Annotated in this window: 24 protein-coding genes; 13 read left to right on the top strand and 11 right to left on the bottom strand. The window is 65.2% G+C overall.

What is annotated here, in order from left to right; translation table 11 throughout:
* Positions 1 to 24: 24 nt before the first annotated feature.
* The 3 genes from CH276_RS22320 to CH276_RS22310 are packed head-to-tail and all read left to right on the top strand — an operon-like array spanning position 25 to position 3,395.
* Positions 25 to 1,596, top strand: coding sequence for a flavin-containing monooxygenase (locus tag CH276_RS22320; RefSeq protein WP_045199242.1), 1,572 nt, complete (start codon positions 25 to 27; stop codon positions 1,594 to 1,596).
* Positions 1,593 to 2,426, top strand: coding sequence for an SDR family NAD(P)-dependent oxidoreductase (locus CH276_RS22315; protein WP_032394119.1), 834 nt, complete (start codon positions 1,593 to 1,595; stop codon positions 2,424 to 2,426). Before CH276_RS22320 ends, CH276_RS22315 begins: the two co-directional genes overlap by 4 nt.
* Positions 2,427 to 2,438: 12 nt before the next feature.
* On the top strand, positions 2,439 to 3,395 hold the full coding sequence (locus tag CH276_RS22310) for an alpha/beta hydrolase (RefSeq protein WP_032394118.1): 957 nt from the start codon (positions 2,439 to 2,441) through the stop codon (positions 3,393 to 3,395).
* On the opposite strand, the gene CH276_RS22305 is transcribed toward CH276_RS22310, so the two are convergent.
* Positions 3,351 to 4,241: a glycine betaine ABC transporter substrate-binding protein gene (locus tag CH276_RS22305; protein WP_094629607.1), complete on the bottom strand. Its 891-nt coding sequence runs from the start codon at positions 4,239 to 4,241 to the stop codon at positions 3,351 to 3,353. The two genes, CH276_RS22310 and CH276_RS22305, sit on opposite strands and share 45 nt — an antisense overlap.
* A 202-nt stretch (positions 4,242 to 4,443) precedes the next feature.
* Here CH276_RS22305 and CH276_RS22300 point away from each other — a divergent pair, with 202 nt between their 5' ends.
* The 4 genes from CH276_RS22300 to CH276_RS22285 are packed head-to-tail and all read left to right on the top strand — an operon-like array spanning position 4,444 to position 7,920.
* A complete protein-coding gene (locus CH276_RS22300; RefSeq protein WP_045199238.1) occupies positions 4,444 to 5,418 on the top strand; it encodes an ABC transporter substrate-binding protein in 975 nt (324 codons plus the stop codon).
* Positions 5,418 to 6,569, top strand: a complete 1,152-nt coding sequence (locus CH276_RS22295; protein WP_032394116.1) for an ABC transporter ATP-binding protein — start codon at positions 5,418 to 5,420, stop codon at positions 6,567 to 6,569. Before CH276_RS22300 ends, CH276_RS22295 begins: the two co-directional genes overlap by 1 nt.
* A complete protein-coding gene (locus tag CH276_RS22290; protein ID WP_032394115.1) occupies positions 6,566 to 7,231 on the top strand; it encodes an ABC transporter permease in 666 nt (221 codons plus the stop codon). Before CH276_RS22295 ends, CH276_RS22290 begins: the two co-directional genes overlap by 4 nt.
* The gene (locus CH276_RS22285) at positions 7,228 to 7,920 is read left to right on the top strand and encodes an ABC transporter permease (RefSeq protein WP_032394114.1); all 693 of its coding nucleotides are present in this window, start codon (positions 7,228 to 7,230) and stop codon (positions 7,918 to 7,920) included. The genes CH276_RS22290 and CH276_RS22285 overlap by 4 nt, the downstream gene beginning before the upstream one ends.
* Positions 7,921 to 8,009: 89 nt before the next feature.
* Here the strand turns inward: CH276_RS22285 and CH276_RS22280 are convergent, their stop codons facing one another.
* The 4 genes from CH276_RS22280 to CH276_RS22265 all read right to left on the bottom strand — a co-directional run bounded on the left by CH276_RS22280 (position 8,010) and on the right by CH276_RS22265 (position 11,190).
* The gene (locus tag CH276_RS22280) at positions 8,010 to 9,215 is read right to left on the bottom strand and encodes an NAD(P)-dependent malic enzyme (RefSeq protein ID WP_094629703.1); all 1,206 of its coding nucleotides are present in this window, start codon (positions 9,213 to 9,215) and stop codon (positions 8,010 to 8,012) included.
* A gap of 243 nt (positions 9,216 to 9,458) precedes the next feature.
* Positions 9,459 to 9,746, bottom strand: coding sequence for a hypothetical protein (locus tag CH276_RS22275; RefSeq protein WP_094629606.1), 288 nt, complete (start codon positions 9,744 to 9,746; stop codon positions 9,459 to 9,461).
* Positions 9,743 to 10,357, bottom strand: a complete 615-nt coding sequence (locus CH276_RS22270) for a MarC family protein (protein ID WP_032394112.1) — start codon at positions 10,355 to 10,357, stop codon at positions 9,743 to 9,745. The genes CH276_RS22275 and CH276_RS22270 overlap by 4 nt, the downstream gene beginning before the upstream one ends.
* Positions 10,354 to 11,190 (bottom strand): PHP domain-containing protein, encoded by an 837-nt coding sequence (locus CH276_RS22265; protein WP_032394238.1) that lies wholly within the window; start codon positions 11,188 to 11,190, stop codon positions 10,354 to 10,356. The genes CH276_RS22270 and CH276_RS22265 overlap by 4 nt, the downstream gene beginning before the upstream one ends.
* 57 nt (positions 11,191 to 11,247) lie before the next feature.
* Here CH276_RS22265 and CH276_RS22260 point away from each other — a divergent pair, with 57 nt between their 5' ends.
* Together CH276_RS22260 and CH276_RS22255 are read left to right on the top strand one after the other, a co-directional pair.
* Positions 11,248 to 12,336, top strand: coding sequence for a magnesium and cobalt transport protein CorA (locus CH276_RS22260; protein ID WP_032394111.1), 1,089 nt, complete (start codon positions 11,248 to 11,250; stop codon positions 12,334 to 12,336).
* A gap of 140 nt (positions 12,337 to 12,476) precedes the next feature.
* Positions 12,477 to 13,439, top strand: a complete 963-nt coding sequence (locus CH276_RS22255; RefSeq protein ID WP_052683988.1) for a hypothetical protein — start codon at positions 12,477 to 12,479, stop codon at positions 13,437 to 13,439.
* Between the two features lie 7 nt (positions 13,440 to 13,446).
* Here the strand turns inward: CH276_RS22255 and CH276_RS22250 are convergent, their stop codons facing one another.
* Complete coding sequence (locus CH276_RS22250; RefSeq protein WP_082073932.1) at positions 13,447 to 14,040, bottom strand: suppressor of fused domain protein; 594 nt, start codon at positions 14,038 to 14,040, stop codon at positions 13,447 to 13,449.
* A gap of 70 nt (positions 14,041 to 14,110) precedes the next feature.
* Between CH276_RS22250 and CH276_RS22245 the strand changes: the two genes are divergently transcribed.
* From CH276_RS22245 to CH276_RS22230, 4 genes are all read left to right on the top strand, one after another.
* The gene (locus tag CH276_RS22245) at positions 14,111 to 14,827 is read left to right on the top strand and encodes a metallophosphoesterase family protein (RefSeq protein ID WP_037191692.1); all 717 of its coding nucleotides are present in this window, start codon (positions 14,111 to 14,113) and stop codon (positions 14,825 to 14,827) included.
* Positions 14,817 to 15,671, top strand: a complete 855-nt coding sequence (locus CH276_RS22240) for a chromosome partitioning protein ParB (protein ID WP_094629605.1) — start codon at positions 14,817 to 14,819, stop codon at positions 15,669 to 15,671. Before CH276_RS22245 ends, CH276_RS22240 begins: the two co-directional genes overlap by 11 nt.
* Positions 15,672 to 15,812: 141 nt before the next feature.
* Positions 15,813 to 17,249: an MFS transporter gene (locus CH276_RS22235; protein WP_094629604.1), complete on the top strand. Its 1,437-nt coding sequence runs from the start codon at positions 15,813 to 15,815 to the stop codon at positions 17,247 to 17,249.
* A gap of 191 nt (positions 17,250 to 17,440) precedes the next feature.
* Entirely contained in the window at positions 17,441 to 17,728 is a 288-nt protein-coding gene (locus CH276_RS22230) for a hypothetical protein (protein WP_094629603.1), read from the top strand.
* Positions 17,729 to 17,785: 57 nt separating this feature from the next.
* Here the strand turns inward: CH276_RS22230 and CH276_RS22225 are convergent, their stop codons facing one another.
* The 5 genes from CH276_RS22225 to CH276_RS22205 all read right to left on the bottom strand — a co-directional run bounded on the left by CH276_RS22225 (position 17,786) and on the right by CH276_RS22205 (position 22,747).
* Positions 17,786 to 18,955, bottom strand: a complete 1,170-nt coding sequence (locus CH276_RS22225) for an ABC transporter ATP-binding protein (protein WP_045199226.1) — start codon at positions 18,953 to 18,955, stop codon at positions 17,786 to 17,788.
* A 5-nt stretch (positions 18,956 to 18,960) separates the two neighbouring features.
* Positions 18,961 to 19,794, bottom strand: coding sequence for a carbohydrate ABC transporter permease (locus CH276_RS22220; protein WP_032394107.1), 834 nt, complete (start codon positions 19,792 to 19,794; stop codon positions 18,961 to 18,963).
* Positions 19,794 to 20,744: a carbohydrate ABC transporter permease gene (locus tag CH276_RS22215; RefSeq protein WP_032394106.1), complete on the bottom strand. Its 951-nt coding sequence runs from the start codon at positions 20,742 to 20,744 to the stop codon at positions 19,794 to 19,796. The genes CH276_RS22220 and CH276_RS22215 overlap by 1 nt, the downstream gene beginning before the upstream one ends.
* Positions 20,741 to 22,063 carry an ABC transporter substrate-binding protein gene (locus CH276_RS22210; protein WP_094629602.1) on the bottom strand — a complete coding sequence of 441 codons (1,323 nt, stop codon included), beginning with the start codon at positions 22,061 to 22,063 and terminating at the stop codon, positions 20,741 to 20,743. The genes CH276_RS22215 and CH276_RS22210 overlap by 4 nt, the downstream gene beginning before the upstream one ends.
* Positions 22,064 to 22,258: 195 nt before the next feature.
* Positions 22,259 to 22,747: a general stress protein gene (locus tag CH276_RS22205; RefSeq protein ID WP_032394104.1), complete on the bottom strand. Its 489-nt coding sequence runs from the start codon at positions 22,745 to 22,747 to the stop codon at positions 22,259 to 22,261.
* Positions 22,748 to 22,790: the final 43 nt, after the last annotated feature.

The following is a 22,790-nucleotide window of genomic DNA, read 5'->3' as shown; positions in this document are numbered from 1 at the left end:
CAATAAGCTTCTACGCTCCCCTACATGAGTCTTCCCGTAACAGATACTTCGGACCGTGCAACGACGCCGCGTCACGTCGATACGCTGATCATCGGCAGCGGGTTCGCCGGCCTCGGTGCCGCGATCAAGCTGACGAAGGCAGGCAAGAAGGACTTCGTCGTCATCGAACGTGGCCACGACGTCGGCGGCACCTGGCGCGACAACACCTACCCCGGTGCTGCCTGCGACGTGCCGTCGCACCTGTACTCGTACTCGTTCGCCCTGAACCCGAACTGGACTCGGTCGTTCTCCACACAGCCGGAGATCCAGAAGTACATCGCCGGGGTGGCGCGCAAGTACGGCGTCATGGACAAGCACGTGTTCGGCACGGATGTGACCTCGGCCCGCTGGAACGCCGAGACCAACCGCTGGGATGTTCAGACCACCTCCGGCAACTACACCGCGAAGATCGTCGTCTCGGCCGTCGGCGCACTGTGTGAGCCTAATCTGCCCGACATCAAGGGCATTCACGACTTCGAGGGCGACGTCTTCCACTCCGCTCAGTGGAACCACGACGTCTCGTTGGCGGGCAAGCGCGTCGCCGTCATCGGCACCGGTGCCTCCGCCATCCAGATCGTGCCCGCCATCGCAGGCCAGGTGGAACATCTGGACGTGTACCAGCGCACCGCGCCGTGGATCCTTCCCCGCGCCGATCGCCCATACACCAAGCTCGAGCGCTTCGCCTTCAAGCACGTTCCCGGGTTCCAGCGCCTGTCGCGGGCCGGTATCTACGCGATGCGCGAGACCCAGGTCGTCGGTCTGGCCAAGGCTCCGGCCTTCATGAAGCCGCTGCAGTGGGCGTCGGAGAACCACCTGCGCACCCAGATCAAGGACAAGGCACTGCGCGCCAAGGTGACGCCGAACTTCCGCATCGGCTGCAAGCGCATGTTGATCTCCAACGCGTACTACCCGGCTCTCGCGCAGAGCAACGTCGACCTCGTGACCGACGGCATCGCCGAGATCCGCAAAGGATCGATCGTCACCAAGGACGGCACCGAGCGCCCGATCGATGCGCTCGTCGTCGCCACCGGCTTCCACGTCACCGACTCCCCCGCCTACCAGGGCATCATCGGCAAGGACGGCCGCACGTTGGCCGAAACCTTCGACGACGGCGGCCAGCAGGGCTACAAGGGGGCAGCGGTCGCGAACTTCCCCAACATGTTCTTCCTGGTGGGACCGAATACGGGCCTCGGCCACACCTCGATGGTCTTCATGATCGAATCGCAGATCAACTACCTCGTCGACGCGTTGGACACCATCGACAAGCACGACATCGGCACCATCGAGGTGCGCAAGGACGTGCAGGACGAGTACAACGTGACGTTGCAGGATCAGCTCGCCAAGAGCGTGTGGATGAACGGCGGATGCGCCAGCTGGTACCTCGACAAGCACGGCAACAACACCACGCTGTGGCCGGGCTTCACGTTCGAGTTCCGCAGAATCACCAAGCAGTTCGATCTCGATGCGTACCGTAGCGTCGCTACCGCAGACCTGCCCTCCGGATCGTCGGCGAACAACTCCGCCGGCAACAACACAGACAAGGTGTCCGCACGATGAGCACATTCACAGGCAAGGTGGCCGTCGTCACCGGCGCGGGTTCGGGAATCGGCCGCGCACTGGCCCTCGAGCTGGCCGGCCGTGGAGCGAAACTGGCGTTGTCCGACGTCGACACCGCCGGACTCGACGAGACCGTCCGACGGGTCGAGGCACTCGGCGCCGAGGTCAAGTCGGACTTCCTCGACGTCTCCCAGCGCGAGACCGTCCTGGATTACGCCGAGGCCGTCGTCGCGCATTTCGGCAAGGTCAACCAGATCTACAACAACGCAGGCATCGCCTACCACGGTGACGTCGACAAGTCCTCGTTCAAGGACATCGAGCGCATCGTCGACGTCGATTTCTGGGGAGTCGTCAACGGCACCAAGGCTTTTCTGCCGCACATCCAGGCCTCCGGTGACGGCCACATCATCAACATCTCCAGCCTCTTCGGACTGTTGGCGATTCCGTCGCAGTCCGCGTACAACGCGGCCAAGTTCGCCGTACGCGGGTTCAGCGAATCGCTCCGCATCGAGATGTTGATCTCGAAGGCTCCGGTGAAGGTGACCGTGGTTCACCCCGGTGGCATCAAGACCGCCATCGCTCGCAACGCCACCGTGGCCGAGAACTACGACCAGGCCGATTTCGCGAAGTTCTTCGACACCAAGCTCGCCAAGACCACCCCGATCGACGCGGCCAAGACCATCCTGAAGGGTGTCGAGAAGGGCAAGGGACGCGTTCTCATCGGTTCCGACGCCATCGCACTCGACCTGCTCCAGCGCATCACCGGATCGCGTTACCAGGGCCTGATCGCCGCAGTGTCCAAGCGCGCGCTGCCGCGCACGAAGAAGTAGGCGGGTCGCGTCGTGAAGTCCTTCTACGTTCCCCTGCCGATCGTCGCGGCTGCGCTGAAGCCGTTCTATCGCCTCGCGCTGAATGCGCGATTCTCGTTTCGGACGCAGCGGCTGATCCTCGAGGCCGCCGCTCCCGTGCAAACGCTTCCGCACGGAACGGTCTCGCAGAAGATGACACTCGCGGGCCGTCGAGCCGAGCGCGTCACCGTCGGGGCAACCGAACGCGACACCGCGATCCTGTACCTGCACGGCGGCGCGTACACGATCGGATCCATCAACACGCACCGGTCACTGGCCGCACATCTGGCCCGGGAATCGGCCAGTGCTGTCTACGTGCTCGATTACCGGTTGGCACCGGAGAACCCGTACCCGGCAGGTCTGGACGACGCCGTGGCGGCGTTCCGCGAGCTGGTTCGTGTCCACGGATTCACCGCGGACCGCATCGCGATTGCCGGCGATTCGGCCGGTGGCGGTCTCTCGGTCGCCGCTGCCCGGCGTCTGGTGGACGACGGCACCAGCCCGGCTGCCCTCGGCCTGATCTCGCCGTGGGTCGATCCCGGAGCTCGCGACGCCGCCAAGGACCGCGACATGGTGGTCAACACCGGGTGGTCCTACAGCTCGGCCGATGCGTATCTGGGTGCGGGCGATCCGCTGGACCAGGGTTTCGCCCCACTGCTGGGCAACCTGGACGGTTTGCCGCCGATCGTCATGCACGTCGGTACCGACGAGGTGCTGTACGCGCAGATCACTGCATTCGCGGACAAGCTGCGCCTGTCGGGTGTCGAGCTCGAACACGTGGAGTACAAGAAGCTCTGGCACGTGGCCCATCTGCAGGCGTCGATTCTGCGTGAGGCGGCCCAGGCCGTCCAGCACATGGGCTCGTACCTCGGCCGCAAGCTCCGAGCCGCGCAGCCGACCGGACCGTCAGAGGTTGCGCTCGCCGAGCCAACGGCCGGCGACATCGCCTGACGGAACTCCGTTGCGGACCTCGCCGATCATCTCGGCGAGGTCCGCAGTCGTCAGCTCACCCGCCACCACCGAGAACGACCTCACAGCACTCTCGTCGAGCACTCCGTCGGCATAGAGCGGCACCACGTTCTGCGCCGGATACACGTGGTCGTCGTCGGGCAGCGTTGTCAGGTCTTTCGCCAGCGGGCCGAACGACGCGGTGCGAATCGCCAGCACGTCGACTTCTCCGGCGTTCAAGCCGTCGACGGCGGACTGCGCATCGGCATACGGGGTGACATCGGTGACCGACGCCCCTGTGAACGTGGGACTCCTCGTACCCTGCGCAAGCACGTCCATCGGATCGACTTGGCCGTCGACGATTCCCACCGTTCTTTCCTCACGACCCAGGAAATCCGTCACCGTCTCGTCGCCCGATTCACTGCCCGACGCCACCGCGATGGCCAGTCGATCCTCGGCGGTGGCGTAATCCCCCACCGACAATCCGGCCGGCAGTGATCGGTTCAGTTCCGTGTACACGTCCTCGGCCTCGGTTGCCTCGGAAAGACCGTCGAAGGTCCGCAGCAGCTCGCCCGTGAGGTCGGGAACCATCGTCACCTCACCGCGGTCCAGCGCCGCGAGGTAGTCGGCCCGTTCGCCCAGGTCCTCCTTCACCTCGACCTCCGCTCCTGTCGACCGCAGTCCCCCGGCGTAGATCTGCGCGAGCAGACGCGACAGATCCGAATTGCCCGCTCCGACGACGACGGGCACCGCAGCAGGGTCGGTCGATGCACTCGCACTGCAACCGCCGACCAGACCGGCGATCGACATCACCAGGGCTGCTGCCAGAACCGACGATCGCACTGTCATTTTCTCCTGTTCACTGCCCATGTGGTTTACCGATCCCGACCGCGGGGCACTAGTGCGAACGAGACGGTAGTCGAACCAACCTTATGGGCACGCCGAATTCGACTACCATCCCGAGCAGCCCGAGTCCTGGTTCTTCCGTTGCCCCCCGGGGGCAGATCGGCGGAAATGGGTAGGACTGTGCCCGAACCGATGGAAGGACACCATGACCACCTCCCGCATCACGCGTGCGTTCTCCGCTCCGAGGGCAGTGGCAGCTGTTGCCGCACTCGCTCTCTCGGTCACCGCCCTGACCGCCTGCGGCGGCAATTCGGATCCACTCTCGAGCGGTGGCGGCGAGACCAACAGCGACACGAACTCCATCATCATCGGCTCCGCCAACTTCCCCGAGTCCGAGACCGTGGCGAACATCTACGCCGAGGCGTTGCGCGCCAATGGTTTCGAGGTGAGCACCAAGCTCAACATCGGCAGCCGTGAGGCCTACATTCCCGCAGTGCGAGACGGGTCGATCGACCTGATCCCGGACTACACCGGAAACCTGCTGCAGTACTTGGACGAATCCGCGACCGCCACCTCGTCCGAGGACGTCCTGGCCGCACTTCCTGCCGCCCTGGGCGACGATCTCACCGTGACGGCGCAGGCACCGGGCGAGGACAAGGACGCCGTCGTCGTCACTCGCCAGACCGCCACCGAACGCAACCTCACCACCATCGGCGACCTCGCACCGTTCTCCTCCGAGGTGACCTTCGCCGGTACCCCGGAGTTCCAGGAGCGCGTCGGCGGCCTGCCCGGTCTGCGAGACAAGTACGGCCTGGACATCTCGCCCGGCAACTACATCCCGATCTCCGACGGCGGCGGCCCGGCCACGGTCGAGGCACTCGTCTCCGGGCAGGTCGTCGCGGCGGACATCTTCACCACCGCGCCCTCGATCGCACAGAACGATCTCGTGGTCCTCGAAGACCCGGAGAACAATTTCGCGGCCCAGAACATCATTCCGGTGCTGCGTACGGCCAAGCAGTCCGACAAGCTCACTCAGGTGCTCGACGCCGTGTCGGCGCAGATCACCACCGAAGAGCTGATCGCACTGAACACCTCGGTCTCGGGTGACGAGAAGGTCGAGCCGGCGGCAGCAGCAGCGGCGTGGGTCAAGGACAAGGGCCTGGACCAGCCGGTCAGCTGATGATCACCTTCGAGCACGTCAACAAGACCTATCCGGATGGCACCACAGCGGTCGACTCCTTGGACCTGGTGATCGAGCCACACTCGTTCACCGTGTTCGTGGGGCCGTCCGGCTGCGGCAAGACCACCTCGATGCGAATGATCAATCGCATGATCACTCCCACCTCGGGTGTGATCACGGTCGACGGTCGCAACATCGCCGACATCGACGCGGTGAAGCTGCGCCGCGGCATCGGATACGTGATTCAGAGTGCCGGCTTGTTGCCGCACCGTACCGTCGTCGACAACGTCGCCACGGTGCCGGTACTGAACGGCGAATCGCGTCGCGCCGCACGCAAGGCTGCACTCGACGTCCTCGAGCGCGTCGGCCTGGACCCGGCGTTCGCCTCGCGCTACCCGGCGCAACTGTCCGGCGGGCAGCAACAGCGGGTGGGCGTGGCCCGGGCGCTGGCCGCCGACCCACCGATCCTGCTGATGGACGAGCCCTTCAGCGCGGTGGATCCCGTGGTTCGTGAAGAACTGCAGATCGAGATGCTGCGCCTGCAGGCCGACCTGAAGAAGACGATCGTCTTCGTCACCCACGACATCGACGAGGCCGTCCGGCTCGGCGACCGCATCGCGGTCTTCGGACCGCAGGGCCGACTGCAGCAGTACGACAAGCCCGAGACCGTACTCGCTGCACCGGCAACGTCTTTCGTGGCGTCGTTCGTCGGCCGCGATCGCGGCTACCGCGGGCTGTCGTTCAGGTCGGCGCAGGCTGTGACCATGCACCCGATCCACACGGCGACGCAGGACGAGATCGACGGCCTCCGACTGGACCAGGGGCAGTGGGTGCTCGTCGTCGACGAACAGCGCCGACCGCTCGGGTGGATCGACGCGACCGGAGTCGAGAAGGTGCGTGGCGGCCGCAGCATCGACGAGAGCACGGCGGCGGGCGGCTCGCTGTTCCTCGAGGGCGGCGATCTGCGTCAGGCACTCGACGCCGCGATCTCCTCGCCGTCGGGAATCGGCGTCGCGGTCGATGGTGCCGGGGCTGCCGTGGGCAGCGTCGACGGTGCGGAGATCCTCGAACACCTTGCTGCGCAACGTAAGTCGGAGGACTCGGAACGCAACCGGCATCACTTCCTCGCCAGCGGGGACGCCGAACAGTGACCTGGCTGCTGGACAACTTCGGTGTGGTCCTCGGCTACACGAAGACGCACCTGTACCTCTCGCTCGTCCCGCTGTTCGTCGGGTTGCTCATCGCCATCCCGCTGGGCACCGTCATTCGCAACACTCGCTGGGTTCGTCGAATCACGTTGACGGTGGCCAGTATCGCGTTCACCCTGCCCTCGCTCGCCCTGTTCGTCACCATCCCCGCGGTGGTCGGCCTACCGGTACTCGATCCACTGAACGTGGTGATCGCCCTGTCGGTGTACTCGACCGCACTGCTGGTGCGCGCGGTCCCCGAGGCCCTCGACTCGGTGCCGTTCGCCGTGGTCGATTCTGCCGAGGCGATGGGCTACTCGTCGCTGCGGCGAGCGGTGACCGTCGAACTGCCCCTGGCGCTTCCGGTGCTGATCGCGAACATCAGAGTCGTTGCGGTCACCAACATCTCGCTCGTATCGGTGGGCTCGGTGATCGGCATCGGCGGTCTCGGCCAGCTCTTCACCCAGGGCTACCAGCGAGACTATCCCGACCAGATCTTCGCAGGCATCATCTCGATCGTGTTCCTGGCGTTGATCTTCGACGCGGCCCTGTTCCTGCTGGGGCGTCGACTCACTCCGTGGACGCGACTGAACACGGGCTCTTCGAAGAAGAAGGCACGCGCATGAATCTCTTCTCCGAGGCGTTCTCGTACATTCTCGACGGCGGAAACTGGGCCGGGCCGACGGGAATCGGCGCACGACTGATCGAGCACATGTGGTACAGCCTGCTGGCAGTGTTGCTCTCGGCCGCCGTCGCGGTTCCGGTGGGTCTGCTCATCGGTCACCTGCGCCGCGGTGAGGCCGTCGTCGTCGGCCTCGTCAACGCGCTGCGGTCGCTGCCGACCCTCGGCATTCTCGTGTTTCTGGTTCTGGTGATCGGACTCGGACTGGTTCCGCCGATCATCGCGTTGGTGCTGCTCGGTATTCCTCCGCTGTTGGCAGGCACGTACTCCGGCATCGCCAACGTGGACGCCAACGTGGTCGACGCCGCCCGCGCGATGGGGATGACCGAAACGCAAGTGCTGTTTCGGGTCGAGATCCCCAACGCGCTGCCGCTGATTCTCGGTGGATTGCGCAACACCACACTGCAGATCATCGCCACCGCGACCATCGCGGCCTACGTCAACCTCGGTGGGCTCGGCCGCTACATCTTCGACGGGCTCGCGCTCTACGACTACGGCCGCGTTCTCGTCGGCGCGATCCTGGTGGCTCTGCTGACCCTGATCGTCGACGGCCTTCTCGCGCTCGCGGTGTGGACGTCGGTGCCGGGAACCGGTCGCCTGCGGCGGATGCCGACCGGACTCGCGAAAGTCTGACTCGTCCCACGACGAAAGACACAGACGAAAGACACCGGCGAACCGCTGGCCCGGGTGGGGCCGGGTTCGCCGGTGTTTCTTCCGTTTTCCTACGCGACGCCCTCGGCTCGCGCTGCTGCCGCAACTGCGTCCGCAACGGCCGGGGCGACACGAGGATCGAGTGGGCTGGGCACGATCTTGTCCGCAGCCAACTCGTCGCCGAGAACCGAGAGGATTGCCTCGGCAGCGGCGAGCTTCATGCCTTCGGTGATACGGCGGGCACCGGCGTCGAGTGCGCCCTTGAACACACCGGGAAAGGCGAGAACGTTGTTGATCTGGTTCGGGAAGTCGCTTCGTCCGGTGGCGACGATGGCGGCGTACTTCCTCGCCACCTCCGGATGGATCTCCGGATCCGGATTGGACAGTGCGAACACGATGGAGTCCGGGGCCATCGACGCGATGTAGCTCTCGTCGACCTTGCCTGCGGACAGACCGAGGAACACGTCGGCTCCGGCGAGGGCGTCGACCACACCGCCCGACAGTGCACGGGGGTTGGTACGCGCGGCGAGATCGGTCTTGACGCCGTTGAGGTCCGAGCGGTCGGCGGACACGATGCCCTTCGAGTCCAGCACCACCACGTCCCCGATGCCGGCCAGAAGCAGCATGTTCGCGCACGCGACTCCCGCTGCCCCGGCTCCGGATACGACGACCTTCAGCTCGGACGTACTGCGGCCCTGAACCTTCGCAGCCCCGTTGAGAGCAGCGAGTACGACGATGGCGGTGCCGTGTTGGTCGTCGTGCATGACGGGGCATTCGAGCGCCTCGATGACGCGCTTCTCGATCTCGAAACAGCGCGGTGCCGAGATGTCTTCGAGGTTGACGGCACCGAAGCTGTGCCGCATCCGCACGATGGTCTCGACGATCTCGTCGACGTCGTTGGTGTCGAGCACGATCGGAATGGAGTCGAGGCCCGCGAACTTCTTGAACAGCGCGGCCTTGCCCTCCATCACCGGCAACGACGCGCGCGGACCGATGTCGCCCAGGCCGAGCACTGCGGAACCGTCGGAGATGACGGCCACGAGGCGATCGGTCCAGGTGTATCGCTTGGCCAGCGAGGCGTCGGCGGCGATGGCGCGGCTGACCTGCGCCACTCCGGGGGTGTAGGCGATCGAGAGATCGCGCTGCGTGTCGAGCGGCGCTGCCAACTCGACCGACAGCTTGCCGCCGAGATGCCCGGCGAAGATCTCCTCGTCGGTGATCGCCGCCGGTCCTGCCGGTGCGGTGTGTGCTGCTGCGGTGTCTTCGACTGCCGTCACGGTGAAAGCTCCTCGCACTGTCGACCTCGACCAGCAAGGCGACGAAGTGTCAACGAAGTGAGTGGTGGAAATGAGGGCCCGTCGGAGTGCGCCAGTGCTGGCTGCAAACTGCCGAGAGCGTGTCTCGCATGTGAGGCGGGTACGCCTGCACGATCAGCGATGGGCTGTAGCCCTGTCGGTGCCCCAGTGTGCCATATCGCCGCCCCACCTGACCACAGCGTCAGGAACCACCGGCACCGGTTCTCACTGCCACCATTGTGTCCACAGGACGAGTCCTGCGGCGACGAAGACCACGAGAGCGCCGAGAACGGCCGAGAATCCGCGACGGTGATCGGTGATGCGCTGCGCGACCACGGCAACGATCGCGGCGACGATATGGGCGGCAACCGAGAGAGCGCCAGGACCGGGAAAGCCGCGGGAGTGGCCCAGATACTGCGTGACGGCGACGCCGAGGGCCAGCACCACCAGTCCCCCGGTGACGATACCGCTGAGCCCGCGCAGGAATCGGAGCCCGGCACCTGCCCCGGTCATCCGCCTGCCACGAATCCGCGAACCGAGTCCGCGATCAACTGCACCGCGATAGCGGCCAGCAACAGACCGGCGATGCGTGCCAACAGCGAGATACCGCCCTCCCCGAGGAGCCGGATCAGCGCGGTCGAGAATCGAAGCACCAGGAAGAACAGAATGTGAATGGTGATGATGCCCAACGCAATTGCCAAGAACGAACCGGCGTCACCGTCCGCCTGGCTGACGTAGACGATCACCGCGGCAATGGCACCGGGGCCCGCCATGAGCGGAGTCCCGAGCGGCACGAGTGCCACGTTGACGTCCTCCGCGGCGGTGTCCCCGCCCGCACCCTTTCCGGTGAGCAGCGACAACGCGATGAGCAGCAACAGCAACCCGCCCGCACCCTGCAATGCCGGAATGCCGATGTGCAGGTAACTCAGGATCGCCTGGCCGCCGATCGCGAACACCGAGATGACGGTCAGCGAAACCGCGGGGGCCTGCCATGCGGCCTTGTTGCGGGCTTCTTTGCTCTTGCGCCCGACCAGAGACAGGAACACCGGGATCGCGCCCGGCGGGTCCATGATGACGAACAGGGTGATCAACACCGTCAAGTAGAGCGTCACATCGAATGTCATGGCCGCGCCGCCGCAACCAGACGGTCGTACTGCTCTGGGGCAGTGGAGTATTCGCCCAACTTCACCGTCTTGTTGGTGCCGTGGTAATCCGAGGATCCCGTGACGATCAGGTCCAGTTCCGCGGCGAGGTCGGCCATCACCGCGGTGTCTTCCGGCGAGTGATCCATGTGATGAACCTCCACACCACCGAGACCGCGCGCTGCGAGTTCGCGAATGTGATCGAGGTCGAGGATGCGGCCGCGGGTACGAGCTCTGGCGTGCGCGAGCACACTGACACCGCCTGCCGCAGCGATCATGTCCACCGCTACTTCGAGGGGAGTGTCGACCTTCTCGACGTAGTACTTGCCGTCGGTCGCCAACGGACCGGCGAACGCGGCGTTCATGTCCGGGACGTACCCGGCGTCGATCAGGGCTCGACCCAGATGGGGTCGCCCGGCCGCCGCACCGGCCGAGGCCAGCACCGCGTCGGGATCGATGGGCAGACCGTCCGCCGCCATCTTCTCGGCGATGGCACGCAATCTCGTGACCCGCTCGCTGCGCAACCGCGCGCGCTCGGTTGCGAACACCTCGTTCGCGGGGTCGAACAGATACGCCAGTAGGTGCACGGGAACCGGCCGGCCGTCCTCGCCTCGCCCGGTGCAGGAAAGTTCCATGCCGCGCACGAGCGTGAGACCGGACGGCAGTGCGGAGGCCGCCTCGTCCCATCCCGAGGTGGTGTCGTGGTCGGTCAGAGCCACCACCGACAGTCCCGCCTCGGCTGCGGCCCGGACCAGCTCGGCCGGGCTGTCGGTGCCGTCGGACGCCGTCGAGTGGGTGTGGAGGTCGATGAGCACCTGCACAGTGTTCCAGGCCCACTCTCTCGTCGTTTTGCTGGCGTACGATTGCCCGCCATGCCGTCCCTTCCACCACGCCCGTCGCTGCCGTCCCTGCACCGACGATCGGCCAAGGCCGGTCCCGTGCACGCACCGCGAATTCCGGTGCCCACGGCTCGCGCAATCGTCGACTGCGCGGTCTACGTCGAGGGCGCTCGACTGCCCGGCAGATTCACTCACACCTCGGCAATCGCGGAGGTGCGTGCACGCGGCGAAGGATTCGTGTGGGTGGGTCTGCACGCACCCGACGACCAACAGATGAACGCCATCGCCCAGTGTTACGGCCTGCACGAGCTGATGGTCGAGGACACCGTGCACGCCCACCAGAGACCCAAACTCGAGCGCTACGACGACGTCGCGTTCCTGGTACTGCGCACGGTGAAGTACGTTGAGCACGAGTCGGTGACGACCGCCAACGAGATCGTCGAGAGCGGCGAGATCATGGTGATGGTCGGCCGTGACTTCGTCATCACCGTCCGGCACGGGGAGCATTCGGGACTGGCCGGCGTGCGTCAACGCCTCGAGGGCAACCCCGAACAGCTCGCGCTCGGCCCGTCGGCAGTTCTCCATGCGGTGGCCGACCACGTGGTCGACGAGTATCTCGCGGTGACCGACTCGATCGAGCGGGACGTCGACGGTATGGAGGAGGAAGTGTTCTCGCCGCACCACCACGTGCCCATCGAGAACATCTATCTCCTCAAGCGGGAGGTCGTCGAACTTCGGCGGTCGGTGACACCACTGTCGACGCCGTTGGCGCGTCTGGTGCAGGAGCCGAGCGTCCCCAAAGCGGTGCGACGCTACCTGCGCGACGTGCAGGACCATCACACGACGGTCGCCGAACGCATCTCCGAGTACGACGAGGTGCTCAGCTCACTGGTCGACGCTGCGCTGGCGCGAGTGACGATGCAGCAGAACCTGGACATGCGCAAGATCTCGTCGTGGGTGGCGATCGCCGCCGTGCCGACGATGGTCGCGGGGATCTACGGGATGAATTTCGACAACATGCCCGAGTTGCACTGGACGTACGGTTACCACCTGATGGTCGCAGTGGTGTTGTGCGTGTGCATCGGACTGTGGCGGACGTTCCACAAGAACAACTGGCTCTAGGGGCCGACGATTCGATTGGACGATGCCCAACCGAATCGTCCGATCGTTGGTGATTGCCCCGACTGCCGACCGGTGACGAGCCCACCGGTTCGGGCCGGATGAGACTGCAGAAGCCCTGCATTGTCGTCCGGAAGGGATCGATGAGAATCCGCTCACTCGTACTGGCGTCGACCGTCGCGTTGCTGTCCACGGTGGTACCGGGAACCGCATCGGCAGGGTCGAACCTCGATCCGGGTCCCGCACTGACCGTCGATCCGGCCGCCCTCGACCACGCTCTGACGTGCACCCCCGATCTGCACGACGCCACCCGCGATCCGGTCCTGCTCACCCCGGCTTTCGCCACCGACCAGCAGTCGTTCGGGTGGAACTATCTGCAGTCTCTGCCCGCCGCCGGGATACCGGTGTGCAGCCTCTCCCTGCCGGACGAGGGGTACGGCGACCTGCAGATCGCCGCCCAGTACGTGGTGCACGCGGTTCGGACGATGGCCGCCGACAGCGGTCGCCAGGTCGTCATGATGGGCCACCAGCACGGCCCGCTCGACGAGCTGTGGGCGTTGACGTTCTGGCCGGATCTGCCTGCTCTGGTGTCGGATCTCATCTCGCTCGCCACCCCGTACAACGGCACCGACTCGGCGCGTTCGGGATGCGACGACTCGCAGGAGTGCCCGCCTGCGAACTGGCAGATCGCCACCGGATCGAAGTTCCTCACCGCGCTGGCGGCGCGTCCGTTGCCGGAGGGACCGGGTTACACCTCGATCTACACGAAATTCGACGAGCTGATCTATCCGCAACCGCACGCCAGCACTCTTGCCGGAGCCGCGAACATCGCCGTTCAGGACGTCTGCCCGCTGCGGCCCGTCGAACACTTCAACATCATCGGCGACAACGTCGCCTTCCGTATCGTCCTCGATGCACTCGAACACGACGGACCTGCTGTCCGCGAGCGGATTCCGGACGATCTGTGTTTCACCACCAGCATGCCGAACCTGCGCTACGACGCGCATGCCGCGATCACCGGCCTGAAGTACCTGGCCCAGGTACCTCGGCACCTGATCGACGACTCCGTCACCGCAGAACCGGAATTGGCGTCCTACGCTCGGTGACTCCGGGTCAGAGACTGGCCGCGGACCGATTCGGATCGCGCACGTCGATCCCGGCCTCGGCCCAGGCCTCACGCAGGGCCGCGGCACCGCGCAGACGCACCCAGGCGGCCTCGGTACCGGTCAACGGCACGGCAGCGAGAAAGCGAACCGGATCGTAGGGCTCGGGCAGCGTCAGATCGGCGATGTCGCTGTCGCCGAGCAGCACCGCGGTGAACGGCGCGTTGGTCCAGAGCGGCTCGCCCAGGTCGAGCAGCGCGTCCTCGACGAGCACGACCCCCTCCACCGCGGGCGAGGCAGCGAGCACGGCCAGTGACTTGTGCACGCCCGACGCCACGCCTGCCCCACCGCGAAGAGTCAGCACCAGTTCTGCTCGGGGGCCGCGCGAGGGATCGGCGACGAGTTCGTTGGGATCGGCCATGGGGTGACGAGAACAGCCGAGACTGACGTACCGGACCACGTCGGAGTCCGCGCCGAATCTCAGCACGTCCAGCGACTCGAGGCCGAGGAACGTCACCGACGCCGACGACGGATTCTCGTCGCCGATCTCGGTCACCAGATGTGCGCGTACCGCTGCAATGACACTGTCGCTCACCTGACCCATCCAACACCACCGATGCCCGAGAAGTCCGTTCGGAGGTATCACCGCACCGGAGGTGGGTACCGTCGTACCCGTGGTCTCCGTTCTCGCAGTTGCCGACGAAACGATCGAATCCCTGTGGAGTCCGCAGGTGAAGTCGCTCGGAGTCGACCTGATTCTCGGCGCGGGCGACCTCCCGTTCGACTACCTCGAGTACCTCACCGACGCGTTGAACGCTCCGTGTGTGTTCGTTCCAGGCAATCACGACGCGGACCTCACCGGATACTCGGCCGGGCGTGCAGGCTGGATGCGCGCCGGGCTGCCCGCCACCTGGCCCGGACCGGTCGGTGCCGTCAACGTCGACCGTCGCATCGTGTCCGCGGCAGGCGTGCGGATCGCCGGTCTCGGCGGGTCCATCCGCTACAACGGTGGGCCCAATCAGTGGACCCAACGGCAGCAGCGACGGCGATCACGCACCCTGACCCGGACGTTCGCATGGCATCGCAACGTGCGCAAGGATCTTCGGCCCGTCGACATCCTGCTCACCCACAGTCCACCTCTGGGCGTCGGCGACGACACCGACCCCGCGCACATCGGCTTCGACTGCCTGGACGAGGTGACGCGCCGACTGTCCCCACAGTTGTTGTTGCACGGCCACATTCATCCGCACGGTCACACCCCGGACGATCTGACCCTGCACGGCGCGACGGTGATCAACACCGTCGGATACACCCTTCTCGAGATCGAACCGGGCGGCGAGAGAACGGATTTCGAGACACCGAAGATCGTGAGGCGCAGACATGGCACGTGACACCGGATTCCCGGCCGCCGATGCGGAGAACGACTTCACCCGCCAGCGCCGACGCGCCGACGTCGCACGTCTGGTCGGGTGGCTGCGTCGTCAACCCGACGACGTCAACACCATCCTGCCGTTCGACGAGGTCGTTGCGGCCCTCGGCAAGGTGGGTGAGCGTCACCTCGGACTGCAGGTCATTCGCGTCGACACCATCGTCGGCAGCGTCGATCGCACACGCGACTTCGATCGCTTCTTCCGCCCGACATCGGCGCGCATCCGCGAACGTTGGCAGCGACTCGCGGCTGCTCAACGTCGCGGCGAAGCGATGCCGCCGATTCAGGTCTATCGCATCGGCGGAATGCACTTCGTCGTCGACGGCCATCACCGAGTCTCCATCGCATTCGCCATGCACCGAACGTCGATCGACGCCGTTGTAACCGAGATCATCACGCGCATCTCCCCCGAGGGCATCACCCGACGTGGCGATCTGCTGATCAAGGATCACCGGCGCATCTTCCTCAGTCGAGTGCCGTTGGTGGGCAAGGCACGCGAGGCCGTTCAGGTGACCGATCCGTTCGATTACGCCCAGCTGAGCGAATCGGTGGAGGCATGGGGCTTCCGGTTGATGCAGGAGGTCGGAGAATTCGTCGACCGCGGTACCGTCGCGCGACGTTGGTTCGGTGAGGAGTACCTACCGGTGGTGCGCATGGTGCGCGCAGCGGAGATCCTCGAGGACCGCACCGACGCCGAGGCGTACCTGTGGATGAGCCGGGAGCGCTACCGCCTGGTGCGCGAACACGTCTGGAACGACGAGATCGTCAGCGAACTGCGTCAGAAAGCTCTGGGGAAGCATCAGTAGGCCTGCGTCGATGCTCGGCCGTGGTAACGGCCCCGGCTCACTTCCCTGGTGCACCGATCTCTGATAGTTACTTAGATGCGTTCATCATTCTAATTTTTTCGGTTCCATCGCTTGGTCGATACGTAACGAGGTAGTTCTTTCATGTCCTCCCGCCGCATACTGCTGCCCGGACTCTGTTTCATCGTCATGACTCTCGCCGTTCTGCAAACGATGGTGGTCCCCATCGTCTTGACCATCGGCACCCAACTCGGGGTCGGCACCACCGCCGCCGGATGGGTACTGACGGCCAACCTCCTCGCGGCGGTGATCGCCACCCCGGTCATCGGTAGGCTCGCCGACCTGCACGGCAAACGTCCGGTGCTGATCGGTGTGCTCACCGTCGTCCTCGCCGGATCTCTGCTCGCTGCCCTGACCCACTCGTTGCTGTGGCTGATCGTCGGCCGCGTCCTGCAGGGAGTGTCCTACGCACTGTTCCCCATCGCCCTTGCCGTCCTCCGTGACGAGATGCCTCCTCGTAAGCTCGTCGGCTCGATGGCCGTCCTGTCCGGCACACTCGGCGTGGGCGGCGGCTTCGGACTGGTGTTGACCGGGCTACTGACGGCCAACGGTGCCGACTACCACCGCGTGTTCTGGCTCACTGTTGCGTTCGTGGTGCTCGCGCTCGCAATCGCCTGGTTCGGCGTACCGGCGCGCCCGAGATCCAGCCGCGGCACCGTCGACTGGTGGGGAGCTGCACTGCTCGCGGTGACTCTGCTGCTGCTGTTCCTCGCCCTGACCCAGGGCCGCACCTGGGGGTGGGGTTCGCTTGCCACCATCGGCTGCGCGGTCGGCGGTGTGGTCGCGGGGGCCATCTGGTGGACCTTCGAGAAGCGCGCCGACGAGCCATTGGTCGCACCCCGAATGCTCACCCACGGACCGTTGCTCGCCACCAACGTCGCCACCCTCTTCGTCGGTATCGGGATGTTCGTCAATTTCCTCGCCTGCTCGTACTTCGTGCAGACACCACGAGCTGTGGCCGGCTACGGTTTCACCGCGAACGTTCTCGAGGCGAGTGTCGTCTATCTGCTGCCCGGCGCAGCGGTCGGAGTGGTCGCGGCCGTCGTCAGTGGCCGCCTCATCCGGTCGTTCGGGCCGCGCCGAGTACTGATCGCAGGAGCCGTGATCGGGATGGTCGGATTCGTCTTCGTCGCACTCGCCCACGATCACACCTGGCAGCTGATCACCGCAGGCATCGTCATCAACATGTTCGTCAGTCTTGCGTTCGCTGCCCTGCCGAACCTGCTCATGGCCGAGGTCAGCGCAGCGGACACCGGGGTGGCGAACAGCGTCAATTCGATCGTCCGGACAGTCGGCACCTCGATCGCCAGTGCCACGTTGTCCACCGTCCTCGCCATGTTCACCATCGACGGGACAGCCGTCGCCCGCGAGAGCGTGCACACCGCAGCGTTCGTCGCAGGTGCGGTGGCCTGCCTCGTCGTCGTACTCGCGGCCCTGGCCATCAGGAGTACCCCCGCCGCGCGGGAATCGGTGCGTGTGGCGGGGTCCGAACCGACCAGCACGTCGAACATGGCGGCGTGACGCACTGCCGACCGCTTCACAGCGACCTGACAGCCGACACCCTCGTCCGACCAGGACGAAGACCGTCCGTTCGCTGGTGGGGAAACCTGGCAGCAAACTCGTAATCTACTGGGAGTCAACGAATCTGCCTTTCGGGCGTCCTCACGCATACCTAGTGTCGTGGAGGTACGAACCACGACGAAAGGGAACACATGAACACCCGAAAGATCCTCACCCGCGCAGCAGTCACCGGAGCATTGGTGGCCATCCCTCTGGTGGCGGTCGCCGGCACCGCGTCGGCCGATCCGCTGTGGTCCGACCGCGACGATCGTGACCACAGCGCGCCGCAGTATCAGCAGAACCAGCAGCCCGATCAGTTCCGCCTACCCGAACTGTTCCCACAGGCACCGGCGCCGCAGCTGCAGAACCCGGCACCGAATGTGGTGCCGTTCGACTTCTTCCAGGGCTACCAGCTGCCGAGCACGGGCTCTGCCTTCTGACCCATGTGCACGGAACTTCGTAGCCCACTACGAAGTTCCGTGCACATGCGCAGCGCTCTACAGCGTCAGGTTGGCACCCGATGCCTGGTCGAACACCGAGATCTTCGCCGGGTCGAACCACAGTTCCACCTGACCACCCTCGGCGGCCTTGGATTCGGCGGCCAGACGCGCAACCACCTGTGCGCCACCGAGATCGGCGATGCCGGCATCGGCGGCGAGCTCCTGCAGCTCGCTGGACTCGACCTTGGCACCCTCGAGCGTGAAGTAGACGTACTTGTCGCTGCCCATGGACTCGAGCACGTCGACGGTGGCGGTGAACGTCGCGCCGCTCATCTTCTGGTAGCCGTCGATCAGGGCTGCGTCCTCGAAGTGCTCGGGACGGATGCCGACGACCACCTCGCGGCCCGGGTTCTTGGCCTTGATCGCATCCATCCGCTCGAGTGGGATGTCGATCTCACCGAGCGCGGTGGACACTCCGTTCGAGGTGAGCTGTCCGGGAACGAAGTTCATCGAGGGCGATCCGATGAAGCCGCCCACGAACAGGTTTCGCGGCTTGTCGTAGAGCTCCTGCGGAGAACCGATCTGCTGCACCAACCCGCCGCGCAGCACCACGACGCGATCGCCGAGGGTCATGGCCTCGGTCTGGTCGTGCGTGACGTACACCGTGGTGGTGCCGAGCCGCTTCTGCAGGCGCGAGATCTCGGCGCGAGTCTGCACGCGCAGCTTCGCGTCGAGGTTGGACAGCGGCTCGTCCATCAGGAAGGCCTTGGGGGTACGAACGATGGCGCGGCCCATGGCAACTCGCTGACGCTGACCACCGGAGAGGTTCGCCGGCTTGCGGTCGAGGTGCTGACTGAGGTCGAGGATCTTGGCTGCCTCCTCGACCTTGGTGTTGATCTCCGACTTCGAGAGCTTCGCGAGCGTCAGCGGGAAGGCGATGTTCTGACGCACCGTCATGTGCGGGTACAGCGCGTAGGACTGGAACACCATCGCGATGTCGCGATCCTTCGGTGCCTTCTCGTTGACGCGCTCCCCCGCGATGCGCAGTTCGCCGGACGAGATGTCCTCGAGACCGGCGATCATGTTGAGCGTCGTGGACTTTCCGCACCCGGACGGCCCGACGAGAATGATGAATTCGCCGTCGGCGATGGTGATGTCGACGTCGCTGACCGCGGCGGCGCCGTCGGGGTAGAGCTTGGTGACTTTGTCGAGAACGATTTCGGCCATGACGGTTATCCCTTCACTGCGCCGGACGTCAAGCCCGCCACGATACGTCGTTGGAAGAAGAGCACGAAAATGATGATCGGGATCGTGATGACGACTGCTGCCGCCGCGATCGAACCCGTGGGCTCCTCGAACTGAGAGCTACCGGTGAACTGCGAGATGGCCGCCGGGACGGTGACCGAACGTTCCGTCGCCGTCAACGAGATGGCGAGCAGAAGGTCGTTCCAGGCGAAGATGAACACCAGAATTGCGGCGGTGACGATGCCGGGGGCGGCCAGCGGAGCGATGACCTTGCGGAATGCCTGTGCGGGCGTCGCGCCGTCCATCTTCGCTGCCTTTTCGAGCTCCCACGGAATCTCGCGGAAGAACGCCGACAGGGTGTAGATCGCCAACGGCAACGCGAAGGTGATGTACGGGATGATCAGTCCCGGCCAGGTGTCGAACAGTCCCAGCGAGCGGGAGATGTCGAACAGCGGTGTCACCAGCGAGATCTGGGGGAACATCGCGATCAGCAGCGCCGCACCCACGAGCGCCTTCTTGCCCGGAAAGTCCAGGCGAGCAACGGCATACGCGGCCATCGTGCCGATCACCACGGCGATCACCGTGGTGATCAATCCGATGCCGATCGAGTTCACCAACGCCGAGGTGAACTGGTTCGTCTGGAAGATGCCCTTGTAGTTCTCCAGGGTGAACGACTGCGGAATGAACCTGCCGTCCGCGATGGTCGCCGTCGACTTGAACGACAGGCTGATGATCCACAGCAGCGGAACGAGTGCGTAGAGCAGGACGAGGACGTTGACGACCGTCCAACCGACCTTCTTGCGAGGCGTAACAGTGGTCATTACTTGCGGCCTCCGTCGTCGGATCCCGGTGCCGATGCACCGAACAACTTGATGAACACGAACGCGATGATCGCGACGCAGAAGAAGATCAGGATGCTGATCGCCGACCCGAGTCCGAGGTTGAACGCACCGAAGAGGTTGTTGTAACCCAGAATCGAGACCGATCCGGTTTCGTTGCTGCCTCGGGTCAGGACGTAGATGTTGTCGAAGATGCGGAACGCGTCGAGGGTGCGGAAGAGCACCGCGACGAGGATCGCCGGCTTCATCAACGGGATGGTGATCCGCATCAGCCTGGTCCAGCCACCCGCCCCGTCGACCTCGGCGGCCTTGAGCAGGTCGTCGGGCACCAGCGCCAGGCCTGCGAGCAGCAGCAGCGCCATGAACGGCGTCGTCTTCCACACTTCGGCCAACACGACGATCGCCAGTGACGGGAACTGCTCGGTGAGCGGGGCACTGCCGTCGGGCAGCAGATTGGCGAGGTAGCCCGTGCCGGGGGTCCACGCGTAGTACCAGCTGTACGCGGCGGCGACGGTCACGATGCCGTACGGAATGAGCACCACGGTGCGCACCAGTCCACGGCCGAAGATGGTGCGGTGCATGACCAGAGCCACCGCCAGGCCGAGGATGAACTCGATGATCACCGAGATGATCGTGATGCCCGCCGTCACGCCGAACGCCGTCCACCAGTAGCCGTCGGAGAGCACGGTCACGTAGTTGGAGATGCCGACGAATTCACGATCCTCGGGAAATGCGAGGTTGTACTTCTGCAGGCTGAGCCAGAACGCGTAGATGATCGGGTACCCGGTGACCGCGATCATCAGCAGGGCTGCGGGTGCGATGAGCAGCAGACCCAACCGTCGTTCGGCCTTCTTGCCGTCGGAGACGTTCTTCAGAGCCGCCTGCTTGTCGACAGGCTGCGATGCGGGCTGTGACTCGGTGGTGGCGCTCATGGAATCAACCCTTCGGAATTGACGGCCTTGGTGACCAGATCAGCGAGCTTGTCCACGTCGGCCACCGGATCGATGTTCTGCGGCGGGTTGAGCGCATCGGTCAACAGAATCGAGATGCTTTGGTACGCAGGTGAAACGGGCCGGACGGCCGCCGACTCGATGGAACCGAGCACCCCTTCCCACGCGGGATAGACGGCCTGGAACTCCGGATCGTCGTACAGGCGTGCAAGCACCGGCGGCACACCACCGTTGACGGCGTTGTTGCGCTGGTTCTCCTGGTTGGTGAGGCACTCGACGGCTTCCCACGCGAGGTCCTCGTGCTGGGTGGTCTTGGCGACGCCGATGTTGAACCCACCGATGGTGACCTTGGCGGGCTCGCCCGCATCGACCTCCGGATACGGGGCGCTGCGGAAGACCTCGGCGATCCGCGCGTCCTGCTGGTCGGCAGGCACGTTCGACAGGTCGAGGAACGAGACGGCACCGGCGACGGCGTTCTCCTTCAGACCGGGCAGCACGAACGGGTAGTTGACCTGGAAGGCCATCCGTCCTGCTTCCATCCCGAGCCGGGAGGTTCCCTCGTCGCTCTGCGAGACCGACGGGTCGCGGCCATCGGCGGTGGCGACCCGCTTGATGATCTCGAGGGCCTTCTCGGTGGCGGCGCGGTGCTCGGGAGTGTCGTTCAGTGTCACCGTCGTTCCGTCTTCGCCGACGACCGATCCTCCTGCGCTCTCGAGCAGCGAGTTGAACCAGACCATGAAGCCCTCGTACTGCTTGGCCTGGACGCCGATCTCCGAGGGCCTACCGGCGGCCGCATTGGCCTCGGCCACGTCGATCAGCTGATCCCACGTCTGCGGCGGCACCCCGTCCGGCACCTCGTCGGGCCGGTACCAGAGCAACTGGGTGTTGGAGTTGAGCGGAACCGCGTAGAGCTGGTCCTGCCATTCGGCCGTGGCGAGCGGACCTTCGAGGGTGGAGCCGTCGCGCAGCTTTTCGGACAGGTCGTCGGGCACGGGCAATGCCCATCCGGCTTCGGCGAATTCGGCCGTCCACACCACGTCGAGTGTCATCAGATCGAGCGTCCGGTCGTTGCCCGCGAGGCGCCGCGCGAGCTGGAGACGCTGATCATTTGCGCTCTTGGGCAGCGTTCGCTGCTCCACGCGGTAGCGACCGTTCGAGGCGTCCGAACACACCTGTGCCGCAGCGGCGTACTGCTCTGCGCCGTCTGCGGCAGTGTAGAAACTCAGAACCGGAACCGAACTGTCGGACGAACCACACGCTGCGAGCAACGGACTCGTCACCAGAGCCGCTGCCGCCAACACCCCTATCCTCGTTGCTTTTCCACGCCTACGACCACGATGTCTCGGCACTTTCCGCCTCCGTACGTTCAGTTACTCGCGCAGCACACTGTGTGGGACTGCCGTGCACGAAAGAAACGTAACCGAACTCACTGGCATTGAGGGGAGATTGGGGCTATTCCGTTACCTGTCGGTTGCCTGGTCGTCCACCAGGTGTGATCAGATCGACAGTTTCGCGAGCAGGTCGCGCGCTTTCTCCGCGGTACGGGGTTCGCAGAGGACGTCGTAACGACCGGCGACCAACTGCATGCTCGACGCGAAATCTCGCTGCCCCTTGGTGGCCGCGTACGGAATGGACGCCGAGATCAGGCCGAAGATGATGCCGCCGCCGACGCCGATGAGCAGAGCTCCGAGGATGTTCTCGCTGAAGATACCGAGGACCAAGCCGAGGAAAACGCCAAGCCATGCACCCGAAACAATGCCTCCACCAATCACTTTGGGCCACGTGAGCCGGCCCAGGACGCGCTCGACCTGCATCAGGTCGACGCCGACGATCGTCACGTCCTGTACCGAGAACTCCTCGTCGGACAGGTAGTCGACGGCGCGCTGTGCCTCGGCGTAGGTGGGGTAGGAACCGATCGGCCAACCGGAAGGCGGCGTCGGCAGTCCCTGCCCTGGGCGGCCCGACTGCGAGAGGGGATTAGTCATGACTCCATTGTGCCCCGAAACGGACACCCGGCACACCCGTTGT

The sequence above is a fragment of the Rhodococcus sp. 06-470-2 genome, from assembly GCF_002258235.1.
GTDB lineage: Bacteria > Actinomycetota > Actinomycetes > Mycobacteriales > Mycobacteriaceae > Rhodococcoides.
This window is presented reverse-complemented; position numbering and strand designations above follow the sequence as displayed.